This is a genomic window from Paenarthrobacter sp. PH39-S1 (assembly GCF_030063245.1).
GTDB lineage: Bacteria > Actinomycetota > Actinomycetes > Actinomycetales > Micrococcaceae > Arthrobacter_M.
The window spans coordinates 158,942-171,642 of record NZ_JASISR010000001.1; the positions used below are offsets into that span (position 1 = coordinate 158,942).

At 64.9% G+C, this 12,701-nt stretch carries 11 protein-coding genes; 9 read left to right on the forward strand and 2 right to left on the reverse strand.

Annotated features, from left to right (window positions below):
- Positions 1-308 precede the first annotated feature (308 nt).
- Complete coding sequence (locus QMG52_RS00705) at positions 309-1,103, forward strand: IclR family transcriptional regulator (protein ID WP_283558515.1); 795 nt, start codon at positions 309-311, stop codon at positions 1,101-1,103.
- 29 nt (positions 1,104-1,132) lie between these two features.
- Here the strand turns inward: QMG52_RS00705 and QMG52_RS00710 are convergent, their stop codons facing one another.
- A complete protein-coding gene (locus QMG52_RS00710; protein WP_283558616.1) occupies positions 1,133-1,786 on the reverse strand; it encodes a GntR family transcriptional regulator in 654 nt (217 codons plus the stop codon).
- A gap of 153 nt (positions 1,787-1,939) precedes the next feature.
- Between QMG52_RS00710 and glyA the strand changes: the two genes are divergently transcribed.
- From glyA to purU, 7 genes are read left to right on the forward strand one after another with little or no spacing between them, the layout of a single operon-like run.
- Positions 1,940-3,271, forward strand: coding sequence for a serine hydroxymethyltransferase (glyA, locus tag QMG52_RS00715; RefSeq protein ID WP_283558516.1), 1,332 nt, complete (start codon positions 1,940-1,942; stop codon positions 3,269-3,271).
- On the forward strand, positions 3,268-4,488 hold the full coding sequence (locus QMG52_RS00720; RefSeq protein ID WP_283558517.1) for a sarcosine oxidase subunit beta family protein: 1,221 nt from the start codon (positions 3,268-3,270) through the stop codon (positions 4,486-4,488). The genes glyA and QMG52_RS00720 overlap by 4 nt, the downstream gene beginning before the upstream one ends.
- Positions 4,489-4,509: 21 nt before the next feature.
- Positions 4,510-4,854, forward strand: coding sequence for a sarcosine oxidase subunit delta (locus QMG52_RS00725; protein ID WP_283558518.1), 345 nt, complete (start codon positions 4,510-4,512; stop codon positions 4,852-4,854).
- A complete protein-coding gene (locus QMG52_RS00730; RefSeq protein ID WP_283558519.1) occupies positions 4,851-7,814 on the forward strand; it encodes a 2Fe-2S iron-sulfur cluster-binding protein in 2,964 nt (987 codons plus the stop codon). The genes QMG52_RS00725 and QMG52_RS00730 overlap by 4 nt, the downstream gene beginning before the upstream one ends.
- The gene (locus QMG52_RS00735; RefSeq protein ID WP_283558520.1) at positions 7,807-8,448 is read left to right on the forward strand and encodes a sarcosine oxidase subunit gamma; all 642 of its coding nucleotides are present in this window, start codon (positions 7,807-7,809) and stop codon (positions 8,446-8,448) included. The genes QMG52_RS00730 and QMG52_RS00735 overlap by 8 nt, the downstream gene beginning before the upstream one ends.
- On the forward strand, positions 8,448-9,821 hold the full coding sequence (locus QMG52_RS00740) for an L-serine ammonia-lyase (protein WP_283558521.1): 1,374 nt from the start codon (positions 8,448-8,450) through the stop codon (positions 9,819-9,821). Before QMG52_RS00735 ends, QMG52_RS00740 begins: the two co-directional genes overlap by 1 nt.
- 8 nt (positions 9,822-9,829) lie before the next feature.
- On the forward strand, positions 9,830-10,702 hold the full coding sequence (gene purU, locus QMG52_RS00745) for a formyltetrahydrofolate deformylase (protein WP_283558522.1): 873 nt from the start codon (positions 9,830-9,832) through the stop codon (positions 10,700-10,702).
- Between the two features lie 12 nt (positions 10,703-10,714).
- Here purU and QMG52_RS00750 read toward each other — a convergent pair whose 3' ends face one another.
- Complete coding sequence (locus QMG52_RS00750) at positions 10,715-11,806, reverse strand: VIT1/CCC1 transporter family protein (RefSeq protein WP_283558523.1); 1,092 nt, start codon at positions 11,804-11,806, stop codon at positions 10,715-10,717.
- 312 nt (positions 11,807-12,118) lie between these two features.
- On the opposite strand from QMG52_RS00750, the gene QMG52_RS00755 reads away from it, so the two are divergent.
- On the forward strand, positions 12,119-12,697 hold the full coding sequence (locus tag QMG52_RS00755) for a helix-turn-helix domain-containing protein (protein WP_283558524.1): 579 nt from the start codon (positions 12,119-12,121) through the stop codon (positions 12,695-12,697).
- The last annotated feature ends 4 nt before the right edge of the window (positions 12,698-12,701 follow it).

The window sequence follows — 12,701 nt, forward strand, 5'->3', positions numbered from 1 at the left end:
CTTTCAGGTTCTGAATGAGAACTGTCTGCTGTGGAACGGTCTGCTCCGGAACTGGCTGGAGTTGCTCTCTGGGGGGTGCTGTCATCGGGAGGATCACGCGTGTCACTTGTGCAGTGGCGGTGGGACCCGGCGACCAAAAAGTGATGTAATTCACAGTGCGTTGCTGTAAGTTCAATATAGTTGCTATCTAAGCAACGCCACAAGGGGTATCCGAAGATATTTTCCGGCCGTCCCGTTCTATGATGGGGAATCACGGTGATTTCGCCGCGGACCGGCCGCCGGGTGCGGGTGTACGTGAGGATGGAACGATGGCAGGAAGGCCACGGCAGAGCGATGAGCTGCCTCAAGGGGCTGCCGCTTCTCTGCTTAACGGGCTGGGCGTGCTCGAGGCGTTTTCCATCGAGAAGCCGGTGCTCGGGGTAACGGAAATAGCGCAGAAAGTGAACCTGCACAAAAGTACCGTCTCCCGAATCCTGACGGGACTGGCCACTGCAGGGTATGTGGAGCGCGATGAGGAAACGGGGCGATTTCGTCTGGGGCTGGGATTGATCGGGCTCTCCGGACCGCTGCTGGCCGAACTCGATGTCCGTCGGGCCGCGCACGCCGAGCTTGAAAGGCTGACCGAACTGACCGGGGAAACGAGTGCGCTGGCCGTCTGGAACGGCACCGAGGCCGTGGTGGTGGAACAGATTCCCAGCCCGCACCAGGTCAAGCACACCGCGCCCATCGGAACACGATACAACCTGTATGAAAGTTCCTCGGTGCGGACTTTCCTGGCAGAACTGCCGTTTGCGACCGCGCAGGGGATGCTGGATCAGGGGCTGATTACCCATTCGCTGGAATCCGGGCTCGGTAGCGACTACCTGCAGCATCTGACAGAGGTGAAAAAGCAGGGCTACGCCGTCAATGACGGGTATACCACCTTCGAAGAAGTCGGCATTTCGGCGGTGGTCCGCGACTATCGGGGCGTCGTGGTGGGCTGCATCACGACCTCGGCACCACGATCCCGAACGGGACAGGAGCGGATTTCCCTGCTGGCGGGCCTTGTCCTGGCTGCCGCCCGGACCGTCTCCACCCGTCTGGGCGGCAGGCTGGCGGGCTGACCGCGCGGGTGGGTTCCCGCCGGCGGGGCTTACAGCACGCTGCGGATGGTCTTTTCAAAACTGGCCACGTGCTCCAGTGCCAGTTCGGCGGCCAAGGTGGCGTCGCCGTCGGCTATCGCTTCCAGCAGCCGGACGTGTTCGGTGATGTGGCCGCTGACCGAGGGCACCTTATCCAGCACCAGGCACCAGATGCGGGTGGCCAGATTGTCGTATCTGATCAGGGCGTCCTCCAAATGCGGGTTGGCGGCTGCCTTGTAGATCAGCCGGTGCACGGTGAGGTCGTAACGCATCAGCTCACGCTGATCCGGCGGTTGGGTGTGCAAGGTGCCGATGGTAGCTGCCACGGCGCGCAGTTCGGCACGCAGCGCCGGGGTGGCGCGCAGTGCGGCGCGGCGGGCTGCGAGGGGCTCGAGCAGCTGCCGGATCTCCGAGACGTCAGCGAGTTCGGTGATATCCACGACGGTGGCAAACGTGCCGCGACGAGGGTACGAGACCACCAGGTGGTCGATTTCCAGTTTTTTCAGCGCCTCGCGGACCGGCGTGCGCCCCACCCTCAGTTCGCCGGCCAGCTGCGCGTCATTGAGCGGCTCGCCCGGCCTGATCTCCAGCATGATGAGTTTGTCCCGGATCCTCCGATAAGCGGATTCCGCCAAGGAGAGTTCTTCGGCTTCGGCCGGCGGCATTTCCGGTAAGGCGTTCACGTACGCTCCTGACTGGGTCGGCCGCAGCCCCCTTGACTATCTGTGAGATCGATCATAGCATTCAACCAGCACTGATATATCAGTAAATGCAAATCTAATATTTCACCGCATGGCTTTATTTCAAAGGAGAAACCGATGGCAGACCTGCTCACCGATCCATTGTCCGAAGTTGACGCCGAAGTCGACCGGGCCATTTCCCTCGAGCTGCTCCGCCAGCAGTCCACTCTGGAGATGATCGCATCCGAAAACTTCGCTCCGGCGGCAGTCATGGCCGCGCAGGGATCGGTCCTGACGAACAAATACGCCGAAGGGTATCCCGGCAAGCGCTACTACGGCGGCTGCGAGCACGTGGACGTCATCGAGCAGCTGGCCATTGACCGGGTCAAGGCCCTCTTTGGTGCGGAAGCGGCAAATGTCCAGCCGCATTCCGGCGCGCAGGCCAACGCGGCGGCAATGGCTGCTCTGCTGTCTCCGGGGGACACCATCATGGGCCTGGATCTGGCCCATGGCGGCCACCTCACCCATGGGATGCGGCTCAATTTCTCCGGAAAACTCTACAACGTGGTTCCGTACCATGTGCGCAAGACGGACCTGCTGGTGGACATGGCGGAGGTGGAGGCGCTGGCGCTCGAGCACCGTCCGCAGCTGATTGTGGCTGGCTGGTCCGCCTACTCCCGCCAGCTGGATTTTGCCGAATTCCGCCGGATTGCCGATCTGGTGGGCGCCTACCTGATGGTGGACATGGCACATTTCGCCGGACTGGTGGCCGCGGGCCTGCACCCGAATCCGGTACCCTACGCTGACGTAGTCACGACGACGACGCACAAAACCTTGGGCGGCCCCCGCGGCGGCGTGATCCTCAGCAAGCAGACACTGGCCAAGAAGATCAACAGCGCAGTCTTCCCCGGTCAGCAGGGCGGACCGCTGGAGCATGTGATTGCTGCCAAGGCCGTGGCCTTCAAGCTCGCCGCAGGTGCGGAATTTGCGGACCGCCAACGGCGTACGCTGGAGGGCGCCGGGATTCTGGCCGAGCGTTTACTGGCCGAGGACGTCGCGGCCGCCGGGATCTCGGTGGTCACCGGTGGCACGGATGTCCATTTGGTCCTGGTGGATCTGCGGCACTCCGAGCTGGACGGGCAGCAGGGTGAAGACCGTCTGCATCGGATCGGCATCACGGTTAACCGCAATGCCGTCCCCTTCGACCCGCGGCCGCCGATGATTTCCTCCGGGCTGCGGATCGGCACCCCTGCACTGGCAACCCGCGGGTTCGGCGCTGCAGACTTCACCGAGGTGGCGGACATCATTGCCGCGGCGCTGCTCCCCGAATTCGGTGCCGACGACGAAGCCGCCCTAAGTGCCCGCGTTGCCGCACTGGCTGCCCGGCACCCGCTTTACCCCCATCTGGAGAACGGCGGCGGCTCATCCGCCGTTGCATCCACAGCAGATCTGATCGGAGCCGGAGCGTGATAACTGAACATCTCCCCGAACACCCGGACTTCCTCTGGCGCAACCCGGACCCCAAAAAGTCCTATGACGCCGTCATCGTCGGCGGCGGTGGCCATGGCTTGGCCACCGCGTACTTTCTGGCCAAAAACCACGGCATGACGAATATCGCCGTGCTGGAAAAGGGCTGGCTGGCCGGCGGGAACATGGCCCGCAACACCACGATCATCCGGTCGAATTATCTGTGGGATGAAAGCGCGGCGATCTACGAGCACTCACTGAAACTGTGGGAAATCCTGCCCGAGGAACTGGAGTACGACTTCCTCTTCAGCCAGCGCGGCGTGATGAACCTGGCCCACACCCTCGGTGACGTCCGCGAAAGCATTCGCCGGGTCGGAGCGAACAAACTCAACGGCGTCGACGCGGAATGGCTGGATCCGCAGCAGGTCAAGGAGCTGTGTCCGATCCTGAACATCAGCGACAACATCCGCTACCCGGTGATGGGGGCGACCTACCAGCCGCGGGCCGGCATCGCCAAGCATGACCATGTGGCCTGGGCATTTGCCCGCAAGTGCGACGAAATGGGGGTCGATATCATCCAGAACTGCGAGGTTACCGGCTTCCTCAAGGATGGCAACAAGGTGGTCGGCGTGAAGACCAACCGCGGCACGATCAACACCGAAAAAGTCGGGCTGTGCGCGGCCGGACACAGCTCGGTGCTGGCGGAAATGGCGGGCTTCCGGCTGCCGATCCAATCGCACCCTCTGCAGGCGCTGGTCTCCGAACTTCATGAGCAGGTCCATCCCACGGTGGTCATGTCCAACCATGTCCATGTCTATGTTTCCCAGGCGCATAAGGGGGAGCTGGTGATGGGTGCCGGGGTGGATTCCTACAACGGTTACGGCCAGCGCGGTTCCTTCCACGTGATCGAGGAACAGATGGCTGCCGCCGTCGAGCTGTTCCCGATTTTTGCCCGTGCCCACGTACTGCGCACCTGGGGCGGCATCGTCGACACCACCTTGGATGCCTCGCCCATTGTGGGTCTGTCCCCGGTGGAGAACATGTATGTGAACTGCGGCTGGGGAACCGGCGGGTTCAAGGGGACCCCCGGGGCCGGGTTGACCTTCGCCCACACCATTGCCACCGGCGCGCCGCACCCCCTGAACGCGCCGTTCTCGCTGGAGCGTTTCGAGACCGGCGCCCTGATCGACGAGCACGGCGCCGCTGCCGTGGCTCACTAGACGAAGCAAGGAGCACACCCCATGTTGCTGTTTTCATGCCCCAACTGCGGCCCGCGGGACGAAACCGAGTTCCATTACGGCGGCCAGGCCCACGTGCCCTATCCGAAAGACACGGACGCGATGACGGATAAGGAATGGGCCGAGTTCCTGTTCTACCGCGACAACACCAGAGGCGACTTCGCCGAACGCTGGGTCCACAGCACCGGCTGCCGGCAATGGTTCAACATGCTGCGGGACACCGTCAGCTACGAGGTTAAGGCCGTTTACCCGATGGGCTCCACCAGCCCCACTCCCGGTGGCCAGTCGCCGGCCGGCCAGTTTCCAGCCAGCACAGTACAAACCCAGCAGAAAGGAGCGCAGTCATGACCCCGCAGACCTCCCGAATCGGCCACGGTGGCCGGATCGACCGCAGCATCACTTGGCGCTTTACCGTTGACGGTGCCGAGTTCACCGGCCATCCCGGGGATACCCTCGCTTCCGCGCTGTTGGCCAACGGGCACATTGCGGCCGGCAATTCACTGTATGAGGACCGGCCCCGCGGCATCATGTCCGCCGGAGTGGAGGAGGCCAACGCGATGGTCAAGGTCATCGGGCGCTTCCCCGGTCATGCGGATGAATCAATGCTGCCGGCAACGGCGGTGTCCTTGGTGGACGGCCTCACCGCGGAATACCTGCAGGGCCGGGGCCAGCTGGATCCAGCCGAGGACAAGGCCCTCTATGACAAGAAATACGTGCACACCGATGTGCTCGTCGTCGGCGGTGGCCCCGCCGGGCTGGCCGCGGCAGGCGCGGCCGTGCGGACCGGGGCGCGGGTGATCCTGATCGACGACCAGCCCGAGCTGGGCGGAAGTCTGCTGTCCGGCCGCGCCGAGACGGTGCAGGGCACACTGGCGCTGAACTGGGTCCAGGACGTCGAGTCGGAGTTGATCTCCGGCGAAGAATGCACGGTGCTCAACCGTACGACGGCGTTCGGTTCCTACGACAGCAACTACGTCCTGGCGGTACAGAACCGCACGGACCACCTCGGTAGCCCCGCGGCCGACGGCGTGTCGCGGCAGCGCATCTGGCACATCAGGGCCCGCCAGGTGATTCTGGCCGCAGGCGCCCATGAGCGGCCGCTGGTCTTTGAAAACAACGACCGCCCGGGCATCATGCTGGCCTCCGCCGTGCGCAGCTATCTGAACCGCTACGCCGTCGCGGCCGGCTCACAGGTAGTGGTTTCCACCACCAATGATTCCGCCTACGATCTGGTAGCCGACCTGCGCGCGGCAGGAGTCACGGTGGCCGCCGTCGTGGACGCACGGCCGGAGCCTTCGGAACGGGCCACCGCCGCGGCCGGCCCAGCCGGTAAGGCGGATGTGCGGATCATCAGCTCGGCGGCGGTGGTTAATACGGAGAGCGACGGCGCCGGCCGACTGAGCAGCGTCACGGTCAGCGCAATCGACGCGGACGGCAACCCCGTCGGGGACACCGAGGAGATCAGCTGCGACCTGCTGGCGGTCTCCGGCGGATGGTCGCCGCTGGTGCACCTGCACAGCCAGCGGCAGGGCAAGCTGCGGTGGGACGATGACCTGGTCGGATTCGTGCCCTCCTCCGTGGTCCGGGACCAACAGGTAATCGGCTCCGGACGCGGCAGTTACGCCCTTTCGGATTGCGTCGCGGAGGGAATCTCCGCCGGTTCGGTCGCCGCCGTCGCCGCCGGGTTTGCCACCGCAGCCGCCGTGGACGCCGCAACGACGGCTGCCGCCCGGCCGGCACAACCGGCCGTTGCCCAGGGTCCCACCCGCGCGCTCTGGCTGGTCGGCGGACTCGAAGGGACGCCGTCGGACTGGCACCATCATTTTGTCGACCTCCAGCGGGACCAGACCGTCGCGGACGTGCTGCGCTCCACCGGTGCAGGGATGCGCAGTGTTGAACACATCAAGCGCTACACCTCCATCAGCACCGCCAACGATCAGGGCAAGACCTCCGGGGTCAACGCCATCGGCGTCATCGCCGCGGCCCTGGGGCAGGGCAGCGGTGCCGGTGCCGGGATCGGGGAGATCGGCACCACCACGTACCGTGCGCCGTTTACGCCCGTGGCCTTCGCCGCGTTGGCCGGCCGGGAACGCGGAGAACTCTTCGACCCGGCCCGGGTGACGTCGATCCAGCCCTGGCATGTCGCGCACGGCGCGGAGTTTGAGGATGTCGGCCAGTGGAAACGCCCGTGGTACTACCCGCAGGCCGGGGAGGACATGGACGCGGCCGTGCTGCGCGAATGTGCGGCCACCCGCAATTCCGTGGGTTACATGGACGCCACCACGCTGGGCAAGATCGAGATCCGCGGCAAGGACGCCGGCGAGTTCCTGAACCGCATTTACACCAACGCGTTCAAGAAACTCAAGCCCGGCTTGGCCCGGTACGGCGTGATGTGCATGGCGGACGGCATGATTTTCGACGACGGCGTGACCCTGCGCCTGGACGAGGACCGCTACTTCATGACCACCACAACCGGCGGCGCGGCGAAGGTGCTCGACTGGCTGGAGGAATGGCTGCAGACCGAGTGGCCCGAGCTGGACGTGTATTGCACCTCGGTGACGGAGCAGTGGACCACCATCGCCGTCGTCGGGCCTAAATCCCGCGCGGTGCTGGCCAAGCTGGCCCCGGAGCTGGACCTGGGCAGTGCCGACAATTCCGAGGCCTTCCCGTTCATGGCCTTCCGTGAAACCACGTTGGCTTCCGGGGTGCAGGCACGGGTCTGCCGGATTTCCTTCTCCGGGGAGCTGGCGTACGAGATCAATGTCCCCGCCTGGTACGGGTTGAGCACCTGGGAAGCGGTCACCGCGGCCGGTGCGGAGTTCAATATCACCCCGTACGGCACCGAAACAATGCACGTGCTGCGCGCCGAAAAGGGTTACCCGATTGTCGGCCAGGACACCGACGGCACCGTCACGCCGCAGGACGCCGGGATGGACTGGGTGGTGTCCAAGGTCAAGGACTTCGTGGGCAAACGCTCCTACTCCCGGGCCGGAGCGAACCGGACTGACCGTAAGCACCTGGTCAGTGTGCTGCCCGTGGACGGTTCCATCCGGCTTCCGGAAGGCACCCAGCTGGTGGAATCGGGTGTCTCGGTCAACCCGGCCTACGGGCCCGTTCCGATGCAGGGTTTCGTCACGTCCAGTTACCACAGTGCGGCGTTGGGCAGGTCGTTTGGCCTGGCGCTGATCAAAAACGGGCGCAATCGGATCGGCGAGCGCATGGTCGCCGCCATGGGCGATGAGCTGGTGGATGTAGTTGTTGGAGAAACCGTACTTTTTGATGCCGAAGGGAAGCGCCGAGATGGCTGAAACAGCAGAAATGGCAAACGCACGACTCCAGGGGCTGCGCCGCAGCCCGGCCGTCCACCTGTGGGAGAAATTTGAGCAGGAATCGGTGGCCGGCAGCCTGGGCGTGACCTTGCGGGAGATCCCGTTTTTGACCATGGTGGGTGTGCGTGTCGATCCTGCGTCGGAGACCGGAGCGCGGATCGCCGAGGTGGTCGGCGGCCTGCCGGAGCGCTGCGGGGAGGTCGGCGGCCCGCTGGCCGAGGGCGAAGCGACCGGCACGCTGTGGCTGGGGCCTGAGGAGTTCCTCGTGGTGGGCCCGGCACACGGTAAAGGTCCGGACCTGCTAGGGCGGCTGCTCGAGGCGCTGGCCGGTGACGCAGGCCAGGTGGTTGACCTTTCGGCCAACCGGACGACCTTTGAGCTGGCCGGCCACAGCGCCCTAGCGGTGCTGGAGAAGAGCTGCGCGCTGGACCTGCACCCACGCGCTTTCACCGTAGGGACGGCGCTGGGCACCGAAATCGGCAGCATCCCGGTGGTGCTGTGGAAACTGGAGGCGGAGCGCTTCCGGATCTTCCCGCGGGCCTCCTTTGCCGATTTCGTTGGCCGTTGGCTGTTGGACGGCATGCGCGAGTTCGCCTCCGTCGAGGTGCGCTGATGGCACTGAGCGTGCTGGACCTGTTCTCCATTGGCATCGGTCCGTCCTCCTCCCATACGGTCGGCCCGATGCGGGCTGCCAGGCGGTTTGTTGACGGCCTGGCTGCCGGTGGCGAGCTGACGCGGACGGTGCGCGTCCAGGCGGAACTTTTCGGTTCCCTGGGCGCCACCGGCCGCGGCCACGGTTCCGATAAGGCCGTGGTGCTGGGGCTGCAGGGGCAGGACCCCGAAACCGTTGATACCGCGACGGCCGATGACCAGGTGGCCGCTGCGGCATTGGACGCGCGGCTGCTGCTGGCCGGCACTCATCCGGTGGACTTCAATTTTGACAAGGACGTGGTGCTGCACCGGCGCAAATCGCTGCCGGCTCACCCCAATGGGATGACCTTCCGTGCCACGGATCACGACGGCGAGGTGCTGCGCGAGCGGACGTATTACTCCGTGGGCGGCGGGTTCGTAGTGGACGAGGAAGCGGCCGGGGCGGACCGTATTGTCCCGGACAGCACGGTGCTGCCCTACCCCTTCACCACAGGAGCCCAACTGCTGGAACAGTGTGCCCGCAATAAGATGTCCATCAGCGACGTGATGCTGGCGAACGAGCTCACCTGGCGCACCGAGGCCGAACTGCGCGCGGAGCTGCTGCACATCTGGGCGGTCATGCGCGAATGCGTGGACAACGGCTGTGCCAGCGAAGGAATTCTCCCCGGCGGGTTGAAGGTGACCCGTCGGGCGCCGGGGCTGTTCCACACCCTGCAGGCACCGGAGAATGCCGAGGATCCGCTGCGGGCGATGGAATGGGTCAACCTCTTTGCCTTGGCAGTCAACGAGGAAAACGCCGCGGGAGGCCGGATTGTCACCGCGCCTACGAACGGTGCCGCGGGCATCATCCCGGCAGTCCTGCACTATTACATGAAGTTTGTTCCCGGGGCCAGCGACGACGGCGTGGTGCGGTTCCTGCTGACGGCCGCCGCCGTCGGAATCCTGTTCAAGATCAATGCCTCCATCTCCGGGGCCGAGGTGGGCTGCCAAGGCGAGGTGGGTTCGGCCTGCTCGATGGCGGCCGGTGCATTGTGTGAACTGCTCGGCGGGACTCCGGTTCAGGCGGAGAACGCCGCCGAGATCGGCATTGAACATAATCTCGGTCTGACCTGCGACCCGGTGGGCGGCCTGGTGCAGATACCGTGCATCGAGCGGAACGCCATTGCCAGTGTAAAGGCCATCAACGCCGCCCGGCTGGCGCTGCACGGCGACGGCAGCCAGAAGGTGTCGCTGGACAAGGCGATTAAGACCATGCGTGAGACCGGCGCAGACATGATGACGAAATACAAGGAAACCTCGCGGGGCGGCCTGGCCGTGAACGTGATCGAGTGTTAGGCGACGATATGACCAGTGCTGACCGGCATCTCGTTGAACATGTGCTCACCCTCGATTGCGCCGAGGCGCCCGGCATCGTCCATGCCGTTTCCGGTTTCCTGCTGGAGAATGGCTGCGATATTCTGGACAACCATCAGTTCGGCGAGCGCAGCCAGGGGCACTTCTTTATGCGCGTTCATTTCATCTCCGAGGGCGACGCCAGCACCCTAGGGCTCCTGCGCGAGGCTTTTGCGCCACTGGCCCGTCAGTGGGACATGAACTGGCAACTGCGCGAGCACGGAGCCAAGCGCAAGGTGCTGATCATGGTGTCGAAATTCGGGCATTGCCTCAATGATCTGCTCTTCCGTGCGCGCAGCGGCGAGCTGCCGGTGGACATTGTCGCGGTCGTTTCCAACCATACCGACCATCAGGGACTGGTGGAGTGGCACGGCATCCCGTTCCATCATGTCCCGGTGACGGCACAGACCAAACCGGCGGCGGAGGCCCGGCTGCTGGAGCTCATCGATACGCACGAGGCCGAACTGGTGGTTCTGGCCCGCTACATGCAGGTGCTCAGCGATTCGTTGACCCGCCAGCTCGATGGCCGCGCGATCAACATTCATCACTCCTTCCTGCCCAGTTTCAAGGGGGCCAAACCCTATCACCAGGCCTATGCGCGCGGGGTGAAAACCGTGGGCGCGACGGCGCACTATGTCAACAGCGAGCTCGATGAAGGGCCGATCATCGCCCAGCAGGTGGTCGAAGTGGACCATACCTACGGGCCGGCGGATCTGGTGGCCGCCGGGCGCGACACCGAATGCAAGGCGCTGAGCAATGCCGTCAAGTGGCACTGCGAGGGACGCGTCCTCCTGCAGGGCAACCGGACGGTGGTGCTGCGCTGACCGGTCAACTACCTAACCGATGACGCTGCCGAAGAGCAGACCGAGCAGATAGGTGGCCGTGGCTGCACCCATGCCGATGCCGAGCTGGCGCAGGGCGCGGCTGAGCGGTGACGTTCCGGAGAGCAGCCCGACGACGGCGCCGGTGGCCATCAGTACGAGCCCCACCAGGACGCAGGCCAGGATCAGGGCCGGAACTCCTGTCATGCCGAAAAGGAACGGCAGGACGGGCACGATGGCTCCGGAGGCGAAGAAACAAAAGCTCGAGGTGGCCGCGCCCCAGGCCGTCCCGATGGTTTCGTGCGCGTCTTCGCCCGGCGTCGCCTCCGGCTGCAGAGAAAGGCTCGGGTCGCAGTCGCAGGTGAAGCGGCCCATGCGTTCGGCAACGCGATGCTCGGCTGCCTCCCGCGACATGCCGCGCGCAAGGTAGACCAGGAGCAGCTCGTTGTGTTCAATGTCCAGCGACGACGCCGCCGAGAGGGTGATCTGAGTCGGACGCGAGGCGCTGAGCAATTCCCGTTGGGACCGGACGGAGACAAATTCTCCGGCGCCCATGGACAGCGCCCCTGCGAGCAGCCCGGCCACCCCGCTGAGCAGCACCACATGGCTGCCGACCCCCGATGCCGCCATGCCCATGACCAGGGACAGGTTGCTGACCAGCCCGTCGTTGGCGCCGAAGACCGCGGCGCGGAAGGTGCCCGAGAGCCGGTTGCGTCCGCGGGTGGCCAAACCCCGGACAACTTCCTCATGGATCTGTTCATCGGCAGCCATGCTTGCCGTGGCATCCGCGTCCGAGGCATAGGGGGACCGGGATTCAGCGCGTTGGGCCAGGGCCAATACAAAGACCGAACCGAAGCGGCGAGCCAGCAGCCCCACCAAACGGTTGCGTCTGGACGGACGGCGCGCGGACCCGGCCTTGTCGCCAAGGAGACCCAGCCAGTGCTTCACGTGCCTGCCCTCGGCCTCGGCCAGGGCCAGGAGAATCTCCCGCTCCTCGCCATGCCGCCGTCGGGCCAGATCACGGTAGACGGCTGCCTCGGCGCGTTCGTCCGCTAAGTATTGGCGCCAGCGTTTGAAGTCCCTGGCGGTGGGGGTGCGTTCCGGCACGGTGAATCTCTCCTTGGGTCACCCCACTTTAGCGAAAACTGAGGGTGATATCCGGCCGGTTTCCCTGTCCCGAAAGATTAGGCTGGCCTCAAATCCGCGTAGGCCCGGACGGCCAACGCGGCCGCCGCCGGGACTTGTTTTCCCGAGAGTATCTGCGGCGAAACCTTTGTTGTCTCGTAAGCTAAAGTGTGATTATTTACAGCCGCTTCCAGCCATGGTGGCCGGATAGACCACGGTGGCCGGACAAACGACGGTCGCCAGACAAACTACCCTTTGTTGACCGCAGACACGACTCCGCATGGAAGGTGGGTAATGAAAGCACTGCCGGTAGAGCCCAGCGCCATTCCCGTGGCTATCGGGTCACGGATCCGCGCCGCCCGCCAGGGCCAGCGGCTGACCATCGAACACGTAGCTCACGCGACCGGGCTGACCAAGGGATTCCTCAGCCGGGTGGAGCGGGACCTGACCTCTCCCAGTGTTGCCTCACTGGTGACGCTGTGTCAGGTCCTGTCCGTCTCGATCGGTGATCTGTTCGCCGTTCCGGAGACGCACCTGGTCCGGCGCGACGAGGGCCCGCGGATCTCGCTTGGCGGTGAAGGAATCGTGGAGCGTTTGCTGACGGCGCGCTCCGAACGGAGGGTGCAGGTCCTGCAGACGGAGATCGAACCGCATGGCCGCGGCGAGTCCGAGCTGTACGCCGTCGACTGCGATGTGGACGTGCTGCACATAGTCCGCGGCAGGCTCACCCTGATCATGACCAACGCCAGCTATGACCTCGAAGCCGGGGACACCTTGTCCTTTCCAGGCCGCGAGCCGCACAGCTGGATCAACCACACCGGGCTGCCGGTAACCGCCCTCTTCATCCTCGTCCCGGCCGCCTCCGGCAAGTGACCCA

Coding starts and splice junctions, on each gene's coding strand:
- QMG52_RS00755 (WP_283558524.1), top strand. CDS start 12,119: ATGAAAGCACTGCCGGTAGAGCCCAGCGCCATTCCCGTGGCTATCGGG.
- glyA (WP_283558516.1), top strand. CDS start 1,940: ATGGCAGACCTGCTCACCGATCCATTGTCCGAAGTTGACGCCGAAGTC.
- QMG52_RS00730 (WP_283558519.1), top strand. CDS start 4,851: ATGACCCCGCAGACCTCCCGAATCGGCCACGGTGGCCGGATCGACCGC.
- QMG52_RS00735 (WP_283558520.1), top strand. CDS start 7,807: ATGGCTGAAACAGCAGAAATGGCAAACGCACGACTCCAGGGGCTGCGC.
- QMG52_RS00725 (WP_283558518.1), top strand. CDS start 4,510: ATGTTGCTGTTTTCATGCCCCAACTGCGGCCCGCGGGACGAAACCGAG.
- purU (WP_283558522.1), top strand. CDS start 9,830: ATGACCAGTGCTGACCGGCATCTCGTTGAACATGTGCTCACCCTCGAT.
- QMG52_RS00740 (WP_283558521.1), top strand. CDS start 8,448: ATGGCACTGAGCGTGCTGGACCTGTTCTCCATTGGCATCGGTCCGTCC.
- QMG52_RS00705 (WP_283558515.1), top strand. CDS start 309: ATGGCAGGAAGGCCACGGCAGAGCGATGAGCTGCCTCAAGGGGCTGCC.
- QMG52_RS00710 (WP_283558616.1), bottom strand. CDS start 1,786: ATGCCGCCGGCCGAAGCCGAAGAACTCTCCTTGGCGGAATCCGCTTAT.